This window comes from Streptomyces sp. NPDC107559, from assembly GCF_055657365.1.
In genome coordinates this window covers 282990-304043 of record NZ_JBVKBD010000008.1, presented here as the reverse complement: position 1 = coordinate 304043, position 21054 = coordinate 282990, and the positions used below count along the sequence as shown (strand labels likewise).

22 protein-coding genes and 2 pseudogenes are annotated in these 21054 nt (G+C 68.6%); 12 read left to right on the top strand and 12 right to left on the bottom strand.

Features of this window, described 5'->3' with window-relative positions:
* Positions 1-41 precede the first annotated feature (41 nt).
* Together ACZ7OY_RS24765 and ACZ7OY_RS24760 are read right to left on the bottom strand one after the other, a co-directional pair.
* Positions 42-176 carry a hypothetical protein gene (locus tag ACZ7OY_RS24765; protein WP_471913383.1) on the bottom strand — a complete coding sequence of 45 codons (135 nt, stop codon included), beginning with the start codon at positions 174-176 and terminating at the stop codon, positions 42-44.
* The gene (locus ACZ7OY_RS24760; RefSeq protein WP_471913382.1) at positions 173-442 is read right to left on the bottom strand and encodes a hypothetical protein; all 270 of its coding nucleotides are present in this window, start codon (positions 440-442) and stop codon (positions 173-175) included. The genes ACZ7OY_RS24765 and ACZ7OY_RS24760 overlap by 4 nt, the downstream gene beginning before the upstream one ends.
* A gap of 57 nt (positions 443-499) precedes the next feature.
* On the opposite strand from ACZ7OY_RS24760, the pseudogene ACZ7OY_RS24755 reads away from it, so the two are divergent.
* A pseudogene (locus ACZ7OY_RS24755) lies at positions 500-634 on the top strand (DUF4240 domain-containing protein); the annotation flags it as partial.
* Positions 635-659: 25 nt separating this feature from the next.
* On the opposite strand, the pseudogene ACZ7OY_RS24750 reads toward ACZ7OY_RS24755, so the two are convergent.
* From ACZ7OY_RS24750 to ACZ7OY_RS24735, 4 genes and pseudogenes are all read right to left on the bottom strand, one after another.
* Positions 660-875: pseudogene (locus tag ACZ7OY_RS24750) on the bottom strand (transposase); the annotation flags it as partial.
* Between the two features lie 36 nt (positions 876-911).
* Positions 912-1205 (bottom strand): hypothetical protein, encoded by a 294-nt coding sequence (locus tag ACZ7OY_RS24745; protein WP_471913381.1) that lies wholly within the window; start codon positions 1203-1205, stop codon positions 912-914.
* A 193-nt stretch (positions 1206-1398) separates the two neighbouring features.
* Positions 1399-2586 (bottom strand): YbfB/YjiJ family MFS transporter, encoded by a 1188-nt coding sequence (locus ACZ7OY_RS24740; RefSeq protein WP_471913474.1) that lies wholly within the window; start codon positions 2584-2586, stop codon positions 1399-1401.
* A 56-nt stretch (positions 2587-2642) separates the two neighbouring features.
* A complete protein-coding gene (locus ACZ7OY_RS24735) occupies positions 2643-2945 on the bottom strand; it encodes a muconolactone Delta-isomerase family protein (protein ID WP_471913380.1) in 303 nt (100 codons plus the stop codon).
* A 108-nt stretch (positions 2946-3053) separates the two neighbouring features.
* Between ACZ7OY_RS24735 and ACZ7OY_RS24730 the strand changes: the two genes are divergently transcribed.
* From ACZ7OY_RS24730 to ACZ7OY_RS24715, 4 genes are all read left to right on the top strand, one after another.
* Positions 3054-3992 carry a LysR family transcriptional regulator gene (locus ACZ7OY_RS24730; RefSeq protein ID WP_471913379.1) on the top strand — a complete coding sequence of 313 codons (939 nt, stop codon included), beginning with the start codon at positions 3054-3056 and terminating at the stop codon, positions 3990-3992.
* A gap of 127 nt (positions 3993-4119) precedes the next feature.
* Positions 4120-4845 (top strand): SDR family NAD(P)-dependent oxidoreductase, encoded by a 726-nt coding sequence (locus tag ACZ7OY_RS24725; protein ID WP_471913378.1) that lies wholly within the window; start codon positions 4120-4122, stop codon positions 4843-4845.
* Positions 4846-4878: 33 nt separating this feature from the next.
* Positions 4879-5256: a YybH family protein gene (locus ACZ7OY_RS24720; RefSeq protein ID WP_471913377.1), complete on the top strand. Its 378-nt coding sequence runs from the start codon at positions 4879-4881 to the stop codon at positions 5254-5256.
* A 529-nt stretch (positions 5257-5785) separates the two neighbouring features.
* The gene (locus ACZ7OY_RS24715) at positions 5786-6766 is read left to right on the top strand and encodes an aldo/keto reductase (protein ID WP_471913376.1); all 981 of its coding nucleotides are present in this window, start codon (positions 5786-5788) and stop codon (positions 6764-6766) included.
* Between the two features lie 84 nt (positions 6767-6850).
* Here ACZ7OY_RS24715 and ACZ7OY_RS24710 read toward each other — a convergent pair whose 3' ends face one another.
* Entirely contained in the window at positions 6851-7228 is a 378-nt protein-coding gene (locus ACZ7OY_RS24710) for a fic family toxin-antitoxin system, toxin component (protein ID WP_471913375.1), read from the bottom strand.
* Positions 7228-7467 (bottom strand): hypothetical protein, encoded by a 240-nt coding sequence (locus ACZ7OY_RS24705; RefSeq protein WP_351615029.1) that lies wholly within the window; start codon positions 7465-7467, stop codon positions 7228-7230. The genes ACZ7OY_RS24710 and ACZ7OY_RS24705 overlap by 1 nt, the downstream gene beginning before the upstream one ends.
* Positions 7468-7700: 233 nt before the next feature.
* Here ACZ7OY_RS24705 and ACZ7OY_RS24700 point away from each other — a divergent pair, with 233 nt between their 5' ends.
* A complete protein-coding gene (locus tag ACZ7OY_RS24700; protein WP_471913374.1) occupies positions 7701-8318 on the top strand; it encodes a VOC family protein in 618 nt (205 codons plus the stop codon).
* A gap of 152 nt (positions 8319-8470) precedes the next feature.
* On the top strand, positions 8471-8854 hold the full coding sequence (locus ACZ7OY_RS24695) for a hypothetical protein (protein ID WP_471913373.1): 384 nt from the start codon (positions 8471-8473) through the stop codon (positions 8852-8854).
* 382 nt (positions 8855-9236) lie between these two features.
* On the opposite strand, the gene ACZ7OY_RS24690 is transcribed toward ACZ7OY_RS24695, so the two are convergent.
* Entirely contained in the window at positions 9237-9977 is a 741-nt protein-coding gene (locus ACZ7OY_RS24690; protein ID WP_471913372.1) for an SDR family NAD(P)-dependent oxidoreductase, read from the bottom strand.
* 163 nt (positions 9978-10140) lie between these two features.
* Entirely contained in the window at positions 10141-10605 is a 465-nt protein-coding gene (locus tag ACZ7OY_RS24685; RefSeq protein ID WP_471913371.1) for an Lrp/AsnC family transcriptional regulator, read from the bottom strand.
* 110 nt (positions 10606-10715) lie between these two features.
* On the opposite strand from ACZ7OY_RS24685, the gene ACZ7OY_RS24680 reads away from it, so the two are divergent.
* Positions 10716-11711 (top strand): DMT family transporter, encoded by a 996-nt coding sequence (locus tag ACZ7OY_RS24680; RefSeq protein WP_471913370.1) that lies wholly within the window; start codon positions 10716-10718, stop codon positions 11709-11711.
* A 246-nt stretch (positions 11712-11957) separates the two neighbouring features.
* Here the strand turns inward: ACZ7OY_RS24680 and ACZ7OY_RS24675 are convergent, their stop codons facing one another.
* Entirely contained in the window at positions 11958-12317 is a 360-nt protein-coding gene (locus ACZ7OY_RS24675) for a hypothetical protein (RefSeq protein WP_471913369.1), read from the bottom strand.
* 238 nt (positions 12318-12555) lie between these two features.
* Here ACZ7OY_RS24675 and ACZ7OY_RS24670 point away from each other — a divergent pair, with 238 nt between their 5' ends.
* From ACZ7OY_RS24670 to ACZ7OY_RS24660, 3 genes are all read left to right on the top strand, one after another.
* Entirely contained in the window at positions 12556-13101 is a 546-nt protein-coding gene (locus tag ACZ7OY_RS24670; RefSeq protein WP_471913368.1) for a hypothetical protein, read from the top strand.
* Positions 13102-13302: 201 nt separating this feature from the next.
* Positions 13303-15762: an aminopeptidase N gene (pepN, locus tag ACZ7OY_RS24665; protein WP_471913367.1), complete on the top strand. Its 2460-nt coding sequence runs from the start codon at positions 13303-13305 to the stop codon at positions 15760-15762.
* Between the two features lie 352 nt (positions 15763-16114).
* The gene (locus ACZ7OY_RS24660) at positions 16115-19015 is read left to right on the top strand and encodes a SpoIIE family protein phosphatase (protein WP_471913366.1); all 2901 of its coding nucleotides are present in this window, start codon (positions 16115-16117) and stop codon (positions 19013-19015) included.
* 151 nt (positions 19016-19166) lie between these two features.
* On the opposite strand, the gene ACZ7OY_RS24655 is transcribed toward ACZ7OY_RS24660, so the two are convergent.
* Positions 19167-19913, bottom strand: coding sequence for an SDR family oxidoreductase (locus tag ACZ7OY_RS24655; RefSeq protein WP_471913365.1), 747 nt, complete (start codon positions 19911-19913; stop codon positions 19167-19169).
* Positions 19914-20502: 589 nt separating this feature from the next.
* On the opposite strand from ACZ7OY_RS24655, the gene ACZ7OY_RS24650 reads away from it, so the two are divergent.
* Complete coding sequence (locus tag ACZ7OY_RS24650; protein WP_471913364.1) at positions 20503-20919, top strand: cupin domain-containing protein; 417 nt, start codon at positions 20503-20505, stop codon at positions 20917-20919.
* Positions 20920-21054: the final 135 nt, after the last annotated feature.

The window sequence follows — 21054 nt, the reverse complement described above, 5'->3', positions numbered from 1 at the left end:
GCTCAGCACCTGGGGAATTACGCCACCACGAGCGTGCGAAATTACGCAACCGGCCATACATGGCCGGTCAGGAACGCAGTCAGCATGCGGAAGGAGGTCTTGTCGACGAACATACCGGGAGGCTGACCGATGCCGGCGAAGTACTCGCGTTCGGTCATCTCCGAGAGGTGCTTCATGCGTCCGCACCCTCCTCGTCACTGGCGCTGTCGTCCAGCGCTGGACGAAGCCTGCTGCGGGCCGCTTCCAGACGTTCGGCGTAGTCCGCCGCAAAGATCCCTGGCAGCGACTTGTCGAGCGTTCCGGCAATGCGGTGAAGCGGCGCCCAGACCGCCGCATCGCCGACGAGACGACTGAGGTTCGTCATCTGCACCTGCTCCAACCAGTCCGACAGGACCAGCGCCTCATCCTGGGTAAGCTGGATGATGATCTCCGGATTCTCCACCGCTCGAACATGGTCCGTTGACCATGCGTTGTCAGAGGTGCCTGGCACAGTGCCGCTGTGGACATTGATTCCTTCTGGGAGCTCATCGGGAAGTGCCGGCGCCAGTCACAGAGCCCGGACGAACGGCTCGCGTGGCTGCGGGATGAACTGTCGCGAAGGCCGTCGGCTGAGGTCGTGCAGTTCCAGGTGTGCTTGGACGACGTTGGAACACCCTGTCCCAGGTGCCGTCGACGGACCACATCCGTAGCCGGTTGTAGACACCTCGCCGGTTGCCGTACTTCTCCGGCAGGTGCACCCACTGTGATCCGGTGTGGAACTTCCATGCAATCGCGTCGATCACCTCTCGGTGGTCCCGCCACCGGCCACCCCGCTTCGGCATCCGATCTGGGAGCAGGGATTCGATCCGCGCCCACTGCGCGTCAGTCAACGGCACGCCTTGACCAACGATCCGGCGATCTGGAGGGAGCGGCTACACGCTGCCGCCGGCGCCATCGGGCCTGCTGGCAGCGGACCACCAGGTGATCACTCGGGTGGTCATCGCTTCGGGCCGCAGGCCGAGAGGATCGAGTCCGAAGTGATACTGCAGCTCGTGTCGCAGAAACTCACCGATCTCCGTCTGGTTGGCACCGCTGCGGAGTCGCTGAAGCAAGGGGGCGAGCATGCAGTCATACTCGTCCTGCACGTCCTCGGCGACGCCGATCGGATCCCACTCATTGAACAGATGCCGCAGGTCGTTCTCGGTGGACGGGGTCCATGACTGCATCACCCCAGGGTGCCACCCGGAAGCGCCTGCCGATCACTCGCCCCCATCTTGACCCAAACGAAACTGCCTAGCTAGATGAGGTCGAGCACCTCGGCTTCCGCGCGCGAGCAACAGATCGCCCTGCTCCAAGGTTTGTCGGTCGCCACGTCGAAGGCGACGATCGCGAGATCCCGTGGTGTGGTCATCAGCGGCGTCACGTCAGGTGGCCGAGTGCGCCACGAGTGCTGTCGGGACCGGCCGCGGCGGGCAAGTCGTCCTCGGTCGATTCTCGCTGTCGCACGGATGCCGTGTGTCCTGCCGCGACCATGTGGTGCGGGAAGCCGATCCGCAGTACGGCGGCGGCCGCCGCCGCCGCGAGGACCACGAGGGCGGCCAGCAGCAGCGCCCGGTGGTAGCCATGGTGGAGGATCGGCGCGACGACCAGCGGGCCGAGGATCTGGCCGACCGAGTATCCGGCGGTCAGCAGGGCCACCGAGCGGGGGAACCGCAGATGGGCTCCGGCGGCCAGGGCGAGCGTGCTGACGCCGATGAACGTGGCGCCGAACAGCACCGCCGAGCCGAGGGCCGCGGCCGTACCACCGACCAGGGCCGGCAGGGCGATGCCGACCGCCTGGACCACGAGCGCGGTGAGCAGCAGTCCGGGACGTGACCAGCGGCGCCCCAGCCGGGCCCAGAGCGCCGAGGACGGCACGGCGGCGAGGCCCACGAGCACCCAGGCAACGCTGCCGAGCCAGCCGGGAGAGCCCTGTCCGATCGCGGCGACCAGGAAGGTCCCGGCGACGATGTAGCCGACGCCCTCCAGCGTGTAGCTGACGAACAGCGCACCGAACCAGCGGTGCGTACGGGGCCTCGCGCTGCTCCTGGCCGCGGGGGCGACGGGCGCGTCCTCCGGCGGCAGATTCCACGAGGCGGCGGCGAGCACCGCGGCGAGCGCGGCCGCGGCCCACCAGGCGGCCCGCCAGTCGGCGACGGACCGCAGCACCAGGACCAGCAGACCGGACAGCGCGATGCCGCCGCCCACCCCGCCGAACGCCCAGCCGGACAGGTGCGGCGGGTGTTCCCGCAGGTGGTGCAGGAGCGACCCGGCCGCGACGACGAACACCAGGGCGCTCGCCAGGCCGGCCAGCAGCCGCAGCAGGCCCCACACGGCGGTGCTGTGGGTGAGGGGCATCGCACCGAGCGTGCCGGTCAACAGGAGCAGGGACCCGCGCAGGACGGTGCGCGACCGGACCAGTACGGGGGCCAGGATGCCCGCGAGTGCGCCGACGAGATAGCCGACGTAGTTGGCGGTGGCCAGGCTCGCCCCGGCCCCGGCCGACAGGCCCGCCTGGGTGTGCATCAGGGGCAGGATCGGGGTGTAGACGAAGCGTCCGACCCCCATGCCCGCCGCGAGCGCGGCGGCTGCCCGGGCGACATGCGTCCAGGGTGAGGAGATGCTCACTTCGTACCGTCGTTGCGGCCGGGGTCGTTGGGGTGCGACTCGAGCGGGGTGACGGTGAGGATCATCCACGGGCGCAGCGGCAGGGTGCCGAGCACCTTCTCGTGGAGCTCCTCCTCGTCGGCGGCCCGCCACACGCCGATGCTGCGCAACTCGCCCACGGGACGCCACAGCCGGGCCAGATTGCCGGTCGCGGCCAGCTCCTTCGCACGGACGGCCTCGGCGGCCCGCCGCCGGTCCACCTCCTCCTGGCCGGTGCCCTCGGGAACGGTGGTGGTGATCTCGACCAGGAACTCTCGCATGATGCACTCCGTTCGTCGTTGATAAGCCCATCGTGTGCCCTTCACCTGCGCCGATGCCACGACCGGCTTCCTCGCTGCTGAGAGGCGCAGCCTCCCAGCGTGCGTACGATGGCGCGTGTGGAACTGCGTCAGCTTCGGTACTTCGTCGCGGTCGCCGAGGAACTGAACTTCGGCCGGGCCGCCGAGCGGCTCCTCATCGCGGGCCCCTCGCTCTCCCAGCAGATCAAGGCGCTCGAAAGGGACCTGGGTGTCCGGCTCTTCGACCGTGACCGCCGCAAGGTCTCCCTCACCCCGGCCGGAGCCGCCCTGCTCCCGCACACCCGCGCCCTGCTGGACCGCGCCGACGACCTCAAACAGCGGGCCGGCCGTCTGTCCGGCTCCCAGGCCGTGCGGCTCGGCTACGTCAACTGGCTTCCTCCGGACCTGACTTCGCGTACGGCCGCGGTGGCCCAGGTACACGTCGACGCATGGGTCGCCCCCTCCCACACCCAGGCCGCGCGGGTCGCCGACGGCAGCCTTGACCTCGCCGTGTGCTGGGTGCGCAGCGAGGACCTCGAGCGGCTCGGGCTGCGGGCCCGTCTGATCGGCGCCGACCGGCTCTACGCCGTCGCCAGGGGTGGTGACAGCAGCGACGCGCCCGACGTGGCGGCCCAGGACACCGACGTCCTCATCGACGAGGACGTCACCTCCTGGGCATCCTGGAACGTGTACGGCGAGGAGTTCGCAGGGGCCACAGGCGCCCGCACGGTACACATCTCGGACGGAGCGATCACCGGCCCCGCCTTCTTCGACCACGTGCGCCGCTGCACCCGCCCCGTCGTCAACTCGCCCAAGGGACAGACAAATCCGCTCCCCCCGGACCTCGTCCGCTGCGAGATCGTCGCCCCGAAGGCCTACTGGACCTGGTCCCTGGTCCGGCGCGAGAACGAGAACCGTGACGGGGTCCTCGCCGTCGTCGACGCCCTCTGCGACGGCATCGGCGACCTCGGCATCAGAGCCCCGGATGCCTGGCTGCCCGCCGGCGATCCGTACGCGCTCCGTGGCTGATCTGCGCTGGGAGCCTGCGCCTCCCATACGGTAGGAAACAGATCCTTCCGTAGGTCGGGGGTCCGACCTACCTTTCAAATAGTCGACCGGTCGATTAGTGCCGGTCAATCATTCGGAGGAGATCACCATGAGCACTCAGGACCAGACGCCCGACCAGAAGGTCGCCGTCGTCACCGGCGCGTCCCAGGGTATCGGCGCCGCCCTCGTCGAGGGCTACCGCAAGCTCGGGTACGCCGTCGTCGCCACCTCGCGCACGATCGCGCCCGTCGACGACGCCGACGTCCTGACCGTCCAGGGCGACATCGCCGACCCGGCGACCGCGGAGCGCGTCATCTCCGCAGCGGTCCAGCGGTTCGGCCGTATCGACACCCTGGTCAACAACGCGGGCATCTTCGTCGCCAAGCCGTTCACGGAGTACACGGCCGAGGACTACGCCGCCGTGACAGGCATCAACGTCACCGGCTTCTTCCACATCACGCAGCTCGCCGTCCCGCATCTGCTGGCACAGGGCGGCGGTCACATCGTCAACGTCACGACCAGCCTGGTCGACAACGCGGACTCCAACGTCCCTTCCGTGCTGGCCTCGTTGACCAAGGGCGGTCTGCAGTCCGCCACCAAGTCCCTCGCGATCGAGTACGCCACCCGCGGCATCCGCGTCAACGCGGTGTCGCCCGGCACCATCAAGACCCCCATGCACGCCGAGGAGACCCACGACTTCCTCGCCGCCCTGCACCCGGTCGGGCGGATGGGCGAGGTCGGGGACATCGTCGACGCCGTGCTCTTCCTGGAGACGGCTCCGTTCGTCACCGGCGAGATCCTGCACGTCGACGGCGGTATGAGCGCCGGTCACTGAGCAGCCGCCGGACCACCGAGCAAGGAAGAGGTCATGAACAGCACGACAAAGGACGACGAACTGGTCCTGCGCGACGTCCTCGACCGCTGGAAGGCTGCCGTCGACGCCCACGAGCCGAAGGATGTGGCCGCGGGCTTCACCGAGGACGCCGTGTTCCAGGGGCTGCACCCCTACGGCGTCGGCAGACCGAGTGTTGCCGAGTACTACGCTTCCCAGCCGCTCGGGATGAAGGCCGCCTACCGCGTCCTCGAGACCCGACGGTTCGCGGACGACCTCGTACTCGGCTACCTGGACGCCGTGTTCACCTTCACCGACCGGGCGCCGGTGGCCGTCAAACTCGCGGTCCTGGTGAGGCATCTGGAGGACGGCTGGTACATCGCCCACTACCAGGTCTCGCGCCTGGACCATTGATTCCGGCCGCGCAGGGGTGACGGCTTTCGGGAGCAGGCGGGCCTGCCACCCGGGGCGGGCGTACTCGGCCGGCGCGAATGAGGGCAGGCTCCGCGCCAACCGCCCCGATCTCCGTAACGGCCGAACCCGCCACCTGCACCCGTTCATCCCCACTCCAACGCCTTCCTCACACTGCTCAGTGACGGGCACATCATCGCTGACGGCTACGCACTCGGCCTGCCGCGGGCGTAGCCGCAGCAGGCGACCGTGGAGATCGCGCCCACGTCCCCCGCGGACACACTGCGCGACACCGTCCCAGCCCTTCCCCACGTGCTCGGAGAGCTGGGTCGCCGCCCTCGAAAGCCTGCACGACCAGATCACCGCAGGGCGCCGACCGGCAGGGTCGGCCGCGGCTGAGGAACTCGGCCGACCACGCCCCACCAGCACACGCTGACAGCCTCGGCATTCCCCTGCCGCCAGGCCAGACCCTTCCCGGTACTTCCCGTCCATGAGCCGTGGGTACCGAGAACCAACACGAGAGAAAAACACCATGCGTACCACCACATTGGGCACCAAGGGACCTGAGGTCGGCGTCGTCGGTCTGGGCGCCATGGGGATGACCTTCGCCTACGACATGGCCACGCCACGCGACGAAGCCACTTCCCGCTCCGTCATCCATCAGGCACTCGATCTGGGCGTGACCCTGATCGACACCGCCGACGTCTACGGCCCCCACACCAACGAGTCACTCGTCGGCCGGAGCCTGGCCGACCGGCGCGAACGGGCGGTGATCGCCACCAAGGTCGGCCTGGAGGCCGTCGATCCCACCGGCGGCCCGGGCGGGTCCCCGGTCGTCAGGCCCAACGGCCGGCCCGAACATGTCCGTGCGGCTATCGACGCCAGCCTGCACCGCCTGGGCACCGACCACGTCGACCTCTATCAGCTCCACCGCGTCGATCCCGAGGTCCCCATCGAGGAGACGTGGGGCGCCATGGCCGAGGCGGTCGCGGCCGGTAAGGCCCGCCACCTGGGCCTGTCCGAGATCACCGTCAGCGTCGAGCAGATCCAGCGTGCTCAGTCCGTGCATCCGGTCGCCACCGTGCAGGCCGAGTTCTCCCTGTGGACCCGTGACGTCCAGGCCGAAGTCCTGCCCTACTGCCGAGAGCACGGCATCGGGCTGCTTTCCTACTCGCCTTTGGGCCGGGGCTTCCTCGTCGGCCGCTTCGCCTCCTTCGACGACTTGCCGCAGAACGACCAGCGACGCCGTCTGCCGCGCTTCCAGCAGAAGAATCTGCACGCCAACCTCGACATCGCCGCCAAGGTCCGCCAGGTCGCCGAGCGGATCGGCGCCACCCCCGCACAGGTCGCCCTCGCCTGGCTCCTCGCCCAGGGCCCGCACGTCGTCCCCATTCCGGGCACCAAGACACCGAAATACCTCGCCGACAACGCGGCTGCCGCGGACGTCCGGCTGTCCCCTGCCGACATCGCGGACCTCGACGCCATCCCGGCCCCGGTCGGCGCCCGCTACTGACCACCCGCCAAGCTCGCTCACTGCACCTGGTGAGGGGAGACGCCGTCTGCGCAGGATCGCGCGAGCCTCATACCCGGCTGGGGATCAGGTGGCCCTGGGCCAGCCGCGCAACAAGGTGGCGATCTTTGCAGTGGTGCAGGCGGGATGCCGCAGCAGGTCGCGCAGGGCGACGGCATCCTCCCGGGCGGGCTTGACCGGTATCCCGGAAGCCTCCAGATACATCACGCCCGTCGCAGCGGCCACGGCCAGGTTGGAGCGCTCCAGCCATCGGCAGCGGCCGAGGACGTGCACCAGGGCGGCGGCGCGGGCGTAGGGGCCGTCGTAGACGGGCTGGTCCAGCAGCTCGGCCCGGTGAGCAGCGACCGCGGCCACCGGCACTCCGTAGTCCTCGGGGGCGGGATCGCCTGCCCCCGCGATCTCCGCGACCCTCAGGATCCAGGGGACGTCGATGTGCAGGTCCATTACGCGGCGTGTGCTCCGGGGGTGTGGCAGTCGGCGTCTTCGGCTTCGTCGAAGACACCCTGGTGCTCGGTGAGGAACCGTTCCGCGGCGTCCAGACCCCGCTGCCGCAGTCCTTCGGTGTCCTCCTGCACGAGGACGGCGATGTAGTCGCCGAGGCTCAGGCCTCGGTCCCTGGCGCGGGCTTCCGCCAGTTCCTTGATCTCGCTGTCGACGCGCGCGCCCAGCTGTGTCTTCGCCACACCCCGATGGTAACAGCTGTTACCAGTCCTGGGGCTGGAAGAACTCCGCGACTCGGGTAGGCGCACGGCTCCGAGCGCCGGGGCCGAGATCCGGAATCCGCCGCCGGGCCCCTCCCCCTCCCCCGGTGTCCCCTGCCGCCTGCCGACCCGTGAGTTCTCCTGGTGCGAAGCGGCGGCCGCCCGGTCAGTCTCGTAAGCGTCGGCAAGTCGTTCCCGCACAGGAGGCACAAGTCATGGACATGAAACTCGAGGTCGTGGTGGTGCCGGTGTCCGATGTCGACCGGGCCAAGGATTTCTACACGGCCCTGGGCTGGCGGCTCGACGCGGACGTGGCCAACGGCGAGGACTTCCGGGTCGTCCAGGTCACCCCGCCCGGCTCCCCGGCGTCGGTCATCTTCGGCACCTCGGTCACCGACCAGGCGCCGGGGTCGGCACGGGGGCTGCACCTGATCGTGGACGACATCGACGCCGCCCACGACGAGCTGAACCGGCGCGGCGCCGAGCCCAGCGAGGTCTTCCACGACGCCGGCGGAGTCTTCCACCACGCCGGGGCCGATGCCCGGGTGCCCGGTCCGGACCCGCAGCGCAGCAGCTACGGCTCGTTCCTGTCGTTCGACGACCCGGACGGCAACGGCTGGATCCTGCAGGAGGTCACCACCCGGCTCCCGGGCCGGCTGGACCCCGCGAGCACGGCATTCGCCTCGACCGAGGACCTGGTGGGCGCCCTGCGCCGGGCCGCGGCCGCGCACGGCGAGCATGAGGCACGCACCGGCGCCGAGGACCCGGACTGGCCCGACTGGTACGCGCGCTACATGGTCGCCGAAAAGGCCGGCACGGAACTGCCCCGGTAGCCGCCGCGCGGGCAAGTGAAGCGGTCATGTACGACAAGGCACTGTCGGAACAGCACGGTGGTGACGGTGATTTGATGCGGCTCATCAGACCGCGTTCGCGTGAATCGTCGTAAGATCTCCCGCCGGTGGTCAACGCTTCTGGGGGGAGGGACATGGAGAGACCGGACGACCGCATCGCATCCGCCTTGCGCTTCACGACGGAACTCGTCGCCTGGGTGGCCGCGCCATGGGCAGTGTCCGAGTACTCCTGGTTCCTCGCCGTCCTGGCAGTGGTGGCGCTGATCGGACTGCCGACCGTCTTCGCCACTCCGGGGGACAAAAAGCAGGTGATCGCCCCTGTCTCGGGTACGGTCACGATCCTGCTCGTGCTGATCCAGCTCGCGGCGGCCGTGATCGCCGCGTGGGTGGTGTGGCCCGCCTACGCGGCAGTGCCCGTGTCGTTCCTCGTCGCCACCACCCTCGTCACGGAGCGCAGACGCTGGCAGTGGCTCCTGTCTTTCGCCAGGACATCACCGGACAGCACATCCTGCTGCTGATGAGCGAGATCTACCTGACAGCATCACGCCTGCAGGACACGCAACCGCACCTGTGGCGGCGGTACTTGCGCCTCGTCCAGGACGGCATGGAAGCCGTCGACGTCCCGGCTCTGCCAGACCCCCCGCCCCACGGCGGGACCACGACCGCTCCCGTGTCCTCCTTGTTCTAGCGTTCGCTGGGCGCAGTGTGCAGGCTGCCGCCGGCGTGGCGCAGGGGCACGCGCTGCTCGATCCCCCGCACGCCCGTCCCGTACTTTCACGGCGCTGTCACACAGCAACTGCCCGTTCGCAGCCGGCGGCGTCGGAAGCGCGCTGCGCCCTGGGCGACCCTGCTTCGAGGGCCCACCACGAAAGGAAGATCCCATCGCGGCCCGGCCCGGAGTCAGCCGATCGCGAGCTGTCCGCCACGTGCCTCCAGAATCGCGCCGGTGATGTAGCTGGCGCGGGAGGAGACAAGGAACAGAACCGCCTCCGCGATCTCTTCAGGGTCTGCAACCCGCCCCAGTACGGTGGTTCGCCCGATCGCCTGGAGGGCGTCGTCTCCCATGACCTCCGTCCCGGGGGTGGCGACGGGCCCCGGAGCCACGGCGTTCACGCGGACGCCTTGGGCGCCGAACTCGTCAGCCCACACTCGTGTGAGCAGTTCGAGTGCGGCTTTGGATGCCCCGTAAGCGCCCGCTCCGCGCACCGGCGTGGCAGCCGCCGCCGTGCTCACATTCACGACGGCCCCACGCCCCCGTGCAGCCATTCCCGACGCGAGGGCACCGACCAGCAGCATCGGCGCGCGTGAGTTGACGGCCATCTGCGTGTCGAACATCTCGGCGGTGGTGTCCGGCGTACTGGCGAACCGGTAGATACCGGCGTTGTTGATCAGAATGTCCACATCGCCTGCTTCGGCGGCAAGGCGCAGGACATCTTCGGAGCGGCTCAGATCCGCAGCAACGAACCAGGCCTTCCCGCCTGCGGCAGCGATCTCTTCGACGGTCGCAGCACCTCGCTGCTCGTCCCGCCCGTGGACGATGACCGCGGCTCCCGACGCTGCCAGGCGAAGGGCGATGGCCCGGCCGATGCCGGCCGTGGCGCCGGTGACAAGAGCGGTGGATCCGTCCAGTTCTGCAGTCATGGAAACCTCCAAGCCGAGCAGAAGGACATGGTTTCGCCTGTTTCACCTGTAACTGGTGATCCTGATGGTTCATTCCAGGGCGGGGCGGACCCACAATCGTCCCCACTCGCATACGAGAAGACGCGCCCAGTTCACCGTGGTCACGGCGGTGAGAATGCGCGGCTCAGGGGATGGGGAGCGGCGATGGCGGTTTGGTGACGGCGAAGGCGAATGTCGTCTTGATCGAGGACAGTGACGGAAGGGTCCGCAGCTCTCGCCGTACGAGGTCTTCGTACGCGGCGAAGGAGTCGATGACGATCTTGACGAGGTAGTCGTCATCGCCGGCCAGCAGGTACGCCTCGACCACCTCGGGGATCGAGCGGAGCTTCTCTTCGACGGCATCGACGACCTGCGAGGTGTGGGCGAGGAGCGTCATCCGCACGAAGGCGGTGATCGACAGTCCGAGCACGTCCTGGGAGAGCATCGCCGCGTAGCCACTGATCACGCCGCTCTCCTGCAAGAGCCGCACACGCCGCAGGCACGGCGACGGCGAGAGACCCACGCGATCCGCCAGCTCCTGATTGGTGAGTCGGCCGTCTCTCTGGAGTTCCAGCAGGATGTGCCGGTCGATGTCATCCAAGGTCACCATGTGGCAGATTCTGCCACAGAGAGCCCCTAGAGCAGCAGCATTTGCAATCGCCTGCCCCATCCATCTTCCTAAAATTGCTCGCTGTCGAGCCGGGATGGAAGGAGTTGGCCATGGCCAATCAGATGCGTGCAAGGCTTACGGGAGTGGCCGCTCTCGCGGCCGCGGTTGTCCTGTGGTCCTCGTTCGCCCTGACGGTCAGGGGGATCAGCTCGTCCAGCCTCGCCCCGATCGACGTGGCGTTTCTCCGCTTCGCGACACCGGCCGTCATCCTGGCGCCGTGGCTGCCGCGGACCGTCCGCGCGCTGCGTGGCGAACGGATCGGTGTCCTGCTCATGCTCGGCATCGGCGGACTGCCGCATTTCCTCCTCTCCGAACTCGGCGGACACCTGACCTCCGCCGCGCTCATCGGTCTCCTCATCCCCGGCACGGTCCCGCTGTTCGTCACGGTGATCCTGTATCTCCGGTGGCGGGAACCGATCTCCTCCCGGCGCCTGATCGCCCTGGCCGCGATCACCACGGGTATCGCAGCGACTGCGATGCAGACGACGTCCACCGCCACCACCGCGGGCATCGGCATACTCCTCACCGCCGGGTGCGCCTGGGCCGTCTACACGATCGGCCTGCGCCAGACGGGGCTCGGCCTTACCGGCGTCGTGCTCACCGTGTGCACGCCCGCCGCGATCACAGCCGCCCTGCTTGCCGCCTCCGCCGCCATGCCCTCGCATCTGATGACCGGCACCGCCGGCATCTCCGACGTTCTGCTCTTCACCGGCCTCCAGGGCATCGGGACAGGACTGCTCTCGGCCCTGTGCTACGCCTACGCGGTGCGGGCCCTCGGCAGCACCCTTGCTGCAACGGCCGGCGCGATCAGCCCCGTTCTGACCGCTCTCCTCGCCGTCCCCCTCTTCGGCGAGCCCATCACCCCCGGCGTGAGTGTCGCCCTCGCGCTCATCGTCACCGGCGTGACGGTGTTCAACATCGCACCACGCCGTCGCGACAACGGACCCAAGCGTCCACTGCCCGCGGGGAGGGCACGCGACCGAACCCCAAGGACGACGAGTGGGATGCGCCCGACCAGCGCGGCATCAACGAGTGAAGTGGCCTGACGGCTGGGGACATCGGTACGAACGACGCACTGACACGAGCGAAGCCGTCATCCGCTGGTCGGTGATCGCCCGTATGAACCGCCGCCTGGCCGCACGATCTCATCGGCCTGATTCCGCCGCGCTTCCAGAACCGCCCGCATCGTCAGGATCCGACACCCCCACGGCAACTCGATCAGCAACGGGTCGAGGCTCCCGCAGCGGCCACGATCCCAAGGCTGACCAGTGGAGCTCCCGCGGGAAGCCCGTTCAGCGGAACTCGTGGACCACCTGGATCTCGCCGACAATGTGGGCGTTGAAGTCGTCCAGTTCCTCGGCCGGAACCCACAGCTCGAGGATCGTCCGCCCGCCGGCCTGCTGGATGGGATACCGGCTCAAGAACTCCGACTCGACCTCAAAACGAGTGACGAAGCCGGCGCCGTCGTGCTTCACGTTCCAGTCCCGCGCGATCCTGACCGCGTACTCCTCGTTGAGGACCGGGTAGAAGATCGGCTGCTCGGGCAGCCGGGGCGGCCAGGCACGCCAGTTCAGCTCCCGAACCAGATCCAGCTCCTTGGGGCCGGTGGGGCGCCACAGGGTCGTCGTTGCTCGCTGGCTGGTCATCTGCATCGCTCTCTGAACATAGGACGCCCGTGCGGTGGGCCGGGAAACCGGACGATACCGGCGCCACGAACTCAGCAGCGACACAGTTCCCGGACCCTGGCCAGTTCCGCGACCGGCCACTGCGGAGTTCGTCGACCGGCTACTCGTCAGTTCGCTGAGCCCGGGAAAACCGTTGGACCCGCTGACGGGGGTGGGTCATAGGGTTCGGGGCGCGGAGATGCGATCAGCGGAGAAGGAACGGTGAATGGCGGGACTGTACGAGATCTGGCAGCGGGCAGAGGTGGCGCGCAGGCTCGACGTGTTGGCGGGCTTCATCGCGATGTGCGTGGCGGGGAACGATGACGCGCGACACCGTCTCGCCCGGCTGGTTGCCGGCGCGGACACTGCTCTCTCCTCCTCGCCCCCGGATTTGGCGGTCGCCTCAGAGCACTTGGACCAACTCGTCTGCTGGGCTGACGAGGAGTGGACCGATCACCCCTATCGTCCCGTGGAAGCCCGGCCTGACGAGGCCGACCGTCAGACGCGTGACTACGCCAAGGACCTCTGGCACGCCGCACTCCCGGCCGCTGTCCGGAACGAGACGGGTCGCATCGAACTCAGTCTCGAGGTGCGGTTCCTGCAATTGTGCCGCCAACCGGGATTGGACTGTCGGATCCGACAGGACATCTTCTACCTCGCCGGGCGTGCCGCGATGGCCCTCGATCTGGGGCACTTGGAAGCGGCGGAGCGAGAGATCCGGCGCATGGAACGGGTGGGTTCGACGGAGCCACGGAACAGCCGCTGCGGCTGAAGCGCGACTTTCCGAGGTCCACAGGTGTCGAATGATCTCATCACGTGTTGGTGCGATCACGGCGGCGAGGAGGCCCTCGTGGAGCCGACTCTGAGTTCGGCTTGTAGTGATGGAAGGCCAGTCATGTCCGTCGTCAGGCGATGCGCTGGAGACGCCCGATTCATATGGGCTTCTTGTTTTTGGGTGGATTGTTCGTAGGGAATGAACGAATCTTCGAGAGGGAAAGCGATGAGCGGCAGGAGTCTCACCCAAACCGAGGCCGAGACGCGGGCGAGCATGCTGACCGTGGAGCGGTATGACGTTGCCGTCGACCTTTCGGATCTGATGACCGGCTCGCGGGTCCGGTGCGAGTCGACGATCACCTTTACGTGTCACCGGTCCGGCGCTGAGACCTTCGTCGATTGCGCGGCGACGGTCGAGAGCGCCACGCTCAACGGGGTCGTGCTGCGGCCGGCTGATGGGGGCCGGATCGCACTGACCGATCTTGCCGAGCGCAACGTCCTCGCGGTGACCTCGGTGACGGAGTGCTCGGCCGATGGCCGGGGCGTGCACAAGGCGGTCGATCCCGCCGACGGCGAGACGTATGTCTACACCGACTTCGCTCCCGACTACGCCCGGTACGTGTCGGCCTGCTTCGATCAGCCGGACCTCAAGGCGCCGTGGGCGTTCACCGTGACCGCTCCCGCCGGCTGGCGGGTGTTGAGCAACAGCGGTGACCCGCAGATCGAAGACCTCGGCACCGTGCGACGCTGGAGCTTCCCGCCGACGCCGCCGCTGGCGGCGTACAACACCGTGATCAACGCGGGCCCGTACTACGAATTGCGTCGTCACGGAGCCGGTCATGATCTCGGGCTCTTCGCCCGCCAGTCGCTGGCTTCGATCCTGGACCGGGACGCCGACGAGCTGTTCACCCTGACCACCCAAGGGCTCGAGTTCTTCGCCGCCAAGTTCGGCATGCCGTTTCCGCAGCACAAGTACGACCAGGTCTTCACGCCCGAGTTCCCCGGCGCGATGGAGAACTTCGGCTGCGTCACCTGGATGGACTGGTTCCTGCGCAGGAGCACGCCGACCAGAGCGGAGTGGGACATCTTCTCGCGCTACCTGTTGCACGAGCTCGCGCACATGTGGTTCGGCAACATCGTCACGATGCGCTGGTGGGACGACCTTTGGCTGAACGAGGCGTTCGCGGAGTTCGCCAGCAATTGGGCCGCGGTGAGCGCGACGTCGTACACCGATGCCTGGACGGCACATCTGGCCGGCGAGAAACTCAAAGCCTATTTCATGGACCAGGGACCGACGACTCACCCGATCCGCCAGCAGGTCCGCGACGTGGCGGAGGCTGCAGCGACCTTTGACGCCATCACCTACCCCAAGGGCGCGTCCGTCCTGCAGCAGTTGATGACGTACGTCGGCGAGGCGGAGTTCTCCGCGGGTCTGACCAGCTACTTCACCACGCATGCCTGGGGCAGCACCACGCTGACGGACCTGATCGATGCGGTCGCCGACGCCAGCGGACGTGACCTGGACCAGTGGCGCGCGGGATGGCTGGAAACAGCGGGCACCGACCGGCTGACTCTTGACCACGACGAGGATGGGTTTGCCCTGGTCGCCCAGGGTCCGGATGGCTCGCCGCGCCGGCATGTGCTGGCCGTCGGCGCCTACGAGCGTTCAGGAGACCGCCTTGAGCGGATGGCACTCGTCGAAGTCGAGGTCGCGGGCGAACGGACTCGGCTCGACCTGCCGGCAGGAGCCGACCTGTATCTGGTCAACGATGAAGACCTGACCTTCGCCTCGACGAGACCTGACGCCACGACCAGAGACGCGTTCTTCGGTAACGCCGCCCGCCTGCCCACTGCGACCGCGCGAGGTGTCGCCGTCACCACGGCCTGGGACATGCTGATCAACGGCGAAGCGAGTGCCGCCGAAGCGGTGCAGTGCCTGACCCGAGTGCTTGCTGTCGAGACGTCCGCCTCGGTGATCGAGCCGTACCTCAACCTGGCTGTCGAGGCCGCGGATCTGTGGAGCCCGGAATCGGAGCGGGACGAATTGCTGCGAGCAGTGGCTGCGGCGTGCCGCACCCTCTCCGGCGTCGGCGCCTACCGTAAAGCGGCGTTGCGCGGCTTCGCTCGCACTGCGGCCGAACCGGAGGACGTCGCGTGGCTCCAGACCGAGGCCGGGGAGGACATCGATCTCCAGTGGCGAGCCCTGGTTCGCAAGGCTCAGCTCGGAAGCCCGACCGCAGCCGAAGCACAGGCTCTGCTCGACCGCGACCCGGACCCCGAAGCGTGGGTCAGCAGACTCCAGGTCCGCGCTGCGACCCCGGACGCGGCAGAGAAGAAGGCGGTGTGGCAGACGCTGGTGACGGACCGCGCGGTGCCCATCGCTTCGGTCCACTCAGTTGCGACGCCGTTCTGGAGCGCGGGCCAGAACGACTTGCTGAGGCCCTATGCGGAGGCCTACCTCGATCTCGTGCCGAACATGCACCACAGCGGAACCATGCCGGCGACGACCTACACCAAATGGCTCTTCCCGCCGTTCGGTATCGACCTGGCCTTCGTGGGACGAGCGGAAGACCTGGCGGCACAGGCTGTCCCGGTCGTCCGCACGAACCTCCTGGACCGGGCCGACCGGATGCGCCGCATGCTGCGCTCCCGCTGTTGAAGGCTTTCCAGCACGAGGCGGGGCTGTCTTCACCGGGAGTCCAGGATCACTGCCCAGGTAAACTCCCCCAGCCGGCCGGGCCGACGCATGGGAATCGGCATCGCGACGGACCCGGTCGCCTGGGTCTGCCGCGAGGACGAAGCAGACCGGAGCCCGAGACCGCCCGAGGGCCGCCGTGGCCACACCCGGGTCGTGCGGGTCGCCGCGCAAGGCACCGAGCGAATGTCCAGCGCGGCGCCGATCTGCACCAGGGCCGGACACCGGCCGTGGCCGATCCACCGCGTCCACTCCCGCTTCTGCCGATGTACCTCATGCCGGGCAAGGGACACCAGCGGGCAGAACCGTCGGTGTCATGTGCCGTATTTCCTCTTATATTGTCCTTGTGATCAAGCGGCTGGATCTACTCGACACCGCTGACGACGACATCACGGAGAGCGAGGTCCTTCGGCTCGCCCTTGAGCACTCCGTCGCGGAGCTGGGCTGCGCCGGGGGAACCGTCTACCTGCGAGGCCCCATGTCGGCTCTGCGCCTGGTGGCGTCCGCCGGGCTGCCGTCGTCCCTCATGCGGACCTGGGAGGTCGTCGACCAGGACGGGCCCACCGCGACGGCCCGCGCCGTACGCTCGGGTGAGCACGTGTGGGTGGCCCCCCTCCTCGGCGACTCTGCCGAACCCACCGCGCCGCTTCATTCACGGCTCGGTTTCATCTCCGTACCCCTGAACCAGGTGCACCGGGCCATCGGGGCGATCACCTGCCTCACCGGGGGCAACGAGGAACCGACCCCCGCGCAGTGGACGTTTCTCACCCAGGTGGCCGAGTGGGCCGCGGACCGTCTGCAAAGGATTCCCGCTCCCGCACGCCTGTGCACCGACCTCGAAACCACACCGGTCGGCTCCTGGGAGTGGGACGTGCGCACCGGTGAGCTGCTGTGGGACGAGGTCGCCATGAAGGTCTACCAGACCGATCCGGCGGCCTTCGTGCCCGCCGTCGAGAGCTGGATGCGGGTGGTGCACCCCGACGACCTGGCGAGCACCCTGGCAGCCGCCGAACGCACCATCCGCACGCACGCTCCGTTCGAAGCCGAATACCGGGTCCGGGACAGCAGCGGGCACTACACGTGGACGCGGGCATCCGGTCACGTCGTCCTCGACGACCAGGGCCAGGTCACGCGCATCATCGGCAAGGGGTGGGCGAGCGAAGGCGCACGCTCCACCCGCGACGCGCTGAGCCGTGCGTTGCAGCACATGAGTGACGCCTTCCTGTCCGTGGACGACGACTGGCGCATCACGTTCGCCAACCTGGAGGCGGAACAGATTCTCGGTTCGCAGGGCGAACAGCTCTTCGGACGCGAGCTGTGGGACCTGCCCGCGCTGCGCCGGATGCCCGACCTGGAGAGGCGGTGCCGCAGCGGCGCCGAACAGTCCGTCGCCGTCGGTTTCGACGTCAAGATGGCCGATACCGGCCGCTGCTACCACCTGCGGCTCGTTCCCGTGCCCAGCGGGCTCACCCTGTACTTCACGGACGTCACCGACCGGCGCCGCCGAGAAGCCGAGCAGGCGGCGGCCATCCAGTCCGCGGCCGAGCGGGCGAGCCGGACGGCGGAGCTGACCACACAGCTCGCGGCGGCAACCACCTCGCAGGACGTGGTGACCGCCGTCGCCCAGCGGGTCCTGCCGCCGTTCGACGCCCAAGGGCTGCTCGTGCTGGTCACCGAGGACCAGAAGCTGGTGCACATCGGCTCCGTCGGCTACCCGAGTACCTTTCTGCGTCACATGGGCGGATCGCACGGCATGGACCTGTCCGACACCGATCCCGCCGGACAGGCGGTCCTGACCGGGGAGCCACGCTTCTACTCGTCCCAGGACGAATGGGCCTCAGCCTTCCCCGACAGGGCCGCCCGGCCGCCGACCGACAAGAAGGCCTGGGCCTTCCTCCCGTTGACGGTCTCCGACCGCACCTTCGGCGTGTGTGTCATCTCCTTCGACACCCCGCGACATCTCACGTCCGAGGAACGCACGCTCCTCATCACCATCAGCGCGCTCGTGGCGCACGCCCTGGAAAGAGCCCGGCTCTACGACGCCGAGCTCACCCGCTCCCAGGAACTCCAGCGGGCGCTGCTCCCCCTGCGGCTGCCCACCGTGCCCGAGGTCACCGCGGCGGCACGATATCTGCCGGCCGGGGAGACCCGTGACGTGGGCGGCGACTGGTACGACCTGATCCCGCTGTCCGCGGGCCAGGTCGCCCTGGTCGTCGGTGACGTGATGGGCCATGGTCTGCCCCAGGCCGCGACCATGGGACGCCTGCGCACCGCGCTGCACACGCTGGCCGCCCTGGAACTGCCGCCCGACGAGATCATGGGCCACCTCAACGACATCGTCGGCGCTCTCAGCGATCAGTCGTACGCGACGTGCCTGTACGCGCTCTACGACTCCACCGACGGGTCGTGCACCTTGGTACGGGCGGGACATCCACCGCCGCTCGTCGTCCGGCCCGACGGCGGCGCCTACTTCCCCGAGGTCGCCGTCAACCCTCCCCTGGGCGCGGCGCTGCCTCCGTTCGAGACGACGCAACTACGGCTGCCGGCGGACAGCCTGCTGATCCTCTACACCGACGGCCTCGTGGAATCACCGAAGCGGGAGATCGACCAGGGCATGGCCCAGCTCGCCGATCTGCTCCCCCGTACCGCCTGTTGCCCGGATCTGGAGGATCTGTGCGACAAAGTCACCGCGGGCCTGCTGCCCGGTGGACAGCCCACCACCGACGACGCGGCCTTGCTGATCGCGCGTCTGCACACCATGGCCGACCGGCAGATGGCCTCCTGGGATCTGCCGGAGGGACCGCAGGCCGCGGGCGAGGCCCGCCGACACGTACGGGAGCAGCTTGCTCAATGGCATCTGGACGATCTGGTCATGACGACGGAACTTCTGGCCAGCGAGCTCGTCGGGAACGTCGTCCGGCATGCCAGGGGGCCCATCGGGCTGCGGCTCCTGTGCAGCGGAACCCTCGTCTGCGAAGTGTCCGACGCGAGCTTGACCATGCCCCGCATCCGACGCGCCTCGGCGACGGACGAAGGGGGCCGGGGCCTCCAGCTCATCAGCGCCCTGTGCGAACGCTGGGGCAGCCGCTACACCGCTCAAGGAAAGGCCATCTGGACCGAACAGACCCTCCCGGGTTCGACGAACGGACACGCCGCGACCGGCATGCCGCCATTCGATTCCGGGGCCGCGCTTCAGGACGTCCCGAACCGGTCGTAGTGTCCCGGGTACTGAGGGTGCGTACCGTGAGCGCCCGGCGTACCCACCCGGGTCGGCCGGTGAAGACGTACACGTGCGGCGGGGTGAAGCCGCTGCCCGCGTGCCGGATGGCCCTGCCCCTCCCGGGGGGGGGCAGGGCCATCCGCGCACGTCACTTCTGCTGCGCGAACCAGTCGGCGAACCGGGTCCCGGCGAGCTGCGCGCCGGCACCGGGCACGAGCGAGGCCTCTTGCAGCTCGGATCCGAAGTACGGGGCGTGCGGGTCCGCGACCACCGAGCGGGGGTCGTTCTGGGCAGTGAGCACGTCGCGGACCAGCTCGTCGAACCGGAACGTGTCGGGGCCGGCGATCTCCACCGTCCCGTCGAGGGGAGCGCCGGCCGCGGTGCGGGCGACGGCGGTGGCCACGTCGTCGGAGTAGATGGGCTGGAACTTGACGGGAGCGATGCGCACCGTGTCACCCTCGGTCGCCGAGTCCGCGATCCCGTTCATGAACTCGAAGAACTGCGTGGCGTGCACGATGGAGTACGAGAGGCCCGACGCCTTGATCAGCTCCTCTTGGGCCAGCTTGGCGCGGAAGTAGCCGTTGTCCGGGAGCCGGTCGGTACCGACGATGGAGAGCGCGGCGTAGTGAGTGACACCTGCCTCCGCGGCCGCCTGGAGGAGGTTGGTGGTGCTGGTGCGGAAGAACTGCATCACGGCTTCGTCCTCGTACGAGGGCGAGTTGGAAACGTCGATCACGATCTGCGCGCCCTTCAGCACCTCGGCCAGGCCCTCTCCCGTCAGTGTGTTGACGCCCGTGCTGGGCGCGGCCGGGACGGCTTCGTGCCCGTGGTCGTTGAGCTTGCGGACGACCTTCGAGCCGATGAGCCCGGTTCCGCCGACGACTACGGCCTTCATGGGGGGATCCTTTCGGGAAGTTCTCTGCGTACCAGCAAAGACCAAGCAGCGACGGTTTTTGTGACAGGGGCCCGACGGGCGCGCGGCGCGCGGGCTCGGGGCGTCACTCAGCGGGCTTTCCCTCGGCGGCCTTGCGGTCGAGGGCATGCGCGAGGTCCTGGAAGCCGGGTCCGCTCCGATCACCTTGATCGTCACTCACTACGGCCGCGCGCCCCAGCCATGTGTGACACGGCGGTGCCGCCGGTCGGTCGGGAAAGGGCGCAGTCCAGTGGCACGCCGGCGTCAGTCTGGAGCGGCTCATGCACGTCCGGCTCAGAGGTGATCAGCGACCGGATCGGTTCGAGCACGTGCCACACGCAGTCATGCGTCGAGGGACGTGTGCGGGCTGCCCCTGACATGACCAACCGAGTACAACCACCGTGGGCAACCATGCACCACCGCACGTCCTGGATCTCGTGCGCGGTCGCCGGTACCGCCGCGAGGGCGGTCGTCGGCACCTGCAGCGACCCCGCGCTGGGAGCCGTCAGGCGTGTCACAAACGAGCAAGCAGTCTTGTCTCTACTGTCGACATCCCTTTCAGGAGGCATAGATGAGCACTGAGCACACACCCACGCACCTGCCCCCGGGCGTTGAGATAATCGTGACCCTGCCGGATGTCGCATCCCGGATCGCGGCCGACACCGAGGCCAGGACCGTCCTGGTCACCCTGCAGCCCGGTGACCCCGGCGCGCCGCCGCACCGGCACCCGGGGCCGCTCTTCGGCTACGTGACCCAGGGCGAGATCCTCTTCGAGCTGGAGGGACAGCCGCCCCGGGTTCTCAAGGCCGGTGACGCCGTATTCGAGCCCGGCGGTGACGTGATCCATTACCAAGGCGCCAACAACCTTCCCGACGCGCAGTCCCAGCTGGTCGTGACCATGTTCGCGCCGGCCGGTACCCCGGTTCTGACCGTGGTCAGCGCGGAGGAGCTGGCCGAAAGGCAACACCTCCGCGTGCCCCGGCCCTGATGGCCACCGGCTTTCCTGACTCCCACCCGAGCCCAACACTGTCTGGTCACCAACGGGCAGGCTCCTGAGGTGTTGGGTTCGCGAGACGTACCCCGGCCGCCCGCCGACGCGACCTGCCTGGGCCCCACAGCGGAA

Coding starts and splice junctions, on each gene's coding strand:
- ACZ7OY_RS24765 (WP_471913383.1), bottom strand. CDS start 176: ATGAAGCACCTCTCGGAGATGACCGAACGCGAGTACTTCGCCGGCATC.
- ACZ7OY_RS24745 (WP_471913381.1), bottom strand. CDS start 1,205: ATGCAGTCATGGACCCCGTCCACCGAGAACGACCTGCGGCATCTGTTC.
- ACZ7OY_RS24740 (WP_471913474.1), bottom strand. CDS start 2,586: ATGGGGGTCGGACGCTTCGTCTACACCCCGATCCTGCCCCTGATGCAC.
- ACZ7OY_RS24735 (WP_471913380.1), bottom strand. CDS start 2,945: ATGCGAGAGTTCCTGGTCGAGATCACCACCACCGTTCCCGAGGGCACC.
- ACZ7OY_RS24730 (WP_471913379.1), top strand. CDS start 3,054: ATGGCGCGTGTGGAACTGCGTCAGCTTCGGTACTTCGTCGCGGTCGCC.
- ACZ7OY_RS24725 (WP_471913378.1), top strand. CDS start 4,120: ATGAGCACTCAGGACCAGACGCCCGACCAGAAGGTCGCCGTCGTCACC.
- ACZ7OY_RS24720 (WP_471913377.1), top strand. CDS start 4,879: ATGAACAGCACGACAAAGGACGACGAACTGGTCCTGCGCGACGTCCTC.
- ACZ7OY_RS24715 (WP_471913376.1), top strand. CDS start 5,786: ATGCGTACCACCACATTGGGCACCAAGGGACCTGAGGTCGGCGTCGTC.
- ACZ7OY_RS24710 (WP_471913375.1), bottom strand. CDS start 7,228: ATGGACCTGCACATCGACGTCCCCTGGATCCTGAGGGTCGCGGAGATC.
- ACZ7OY_RS24700 (WP_471913374.1), top strand. CDS start 7,701: ATGGACATGAAACTCGAGGTCGTGGTGGTGCCGGTGTCCGATGTCGAC.
- ACZ7OY_RS24695 (WP_471913373.1), top strand. CDS start 8,471: ATGGAGAGACCGGACGACCGCATCGCATCCGCCTTGCGCTTCACGACG.
- ACZ7OY_RS24690 (WP_471913372.1), bottom strand. CDS start 9,977: ATGACTGCAGAACTGGACGGATCCACCGCTCTTGTCACCGGCGCCACG.
- ACZ7OY_RS24685 (WP_471913371.1), bottom strand. CDS start 10,605: ATGGTGACCTTGGATGACATCGACCGGCACATCCTGCTGGAACTCCAG.
- ACZ7OY_RS24680 (WP_471913370.1), top strand. CDS start 10,716: ATGGCCAATCAGATGCGTGCAAGGCTTACGGGAGTGGCCGCTCTCGCG.
- ACZ7OY_RS24675 (WP_471913369.1), bottom strand. CDS start 12,317: ATGCAGATGACCAGCCAGCGAGCAACGACGACCCTGTGGCGCCCCACC.
- ACZ7OY_RS24670 (WP_471913368.1), top strand. CDS start 12,556: ATGGCGGGACTGTACGAGATCTGGCAGCGGGCAGAGGTGGCGCGCAGG.
- pepN (WP_471913367.1), top strand. CDS start 13,303: ATGAACGAATCTTCGAGAGGGAAAGCGATGAGCGGCAGGAGTCTCACC.
- ACZ7OY_RS24660 (WP_471913366.1), top strand. CDS start 16,115: ATGTGCCGTATTTCCTCTTATATTGTCCTTGTGATCAAGCGGCTGGAT.
- ACZ7OY_RS24655 (WP_471913365.1), bottom strand. CDS start 19,913: ATGAAGGCCGTAGTCGTCGGCGGAACCGGGCTCATCGGCTCGAAGGTC.
- ACZ7OY_RS24650 (WP_471913364.1), top strand. CDS start 20,503: ATGAGCACTGAGCACACACCCACGCACCTGCCCCCGGGCGTTGAGATA.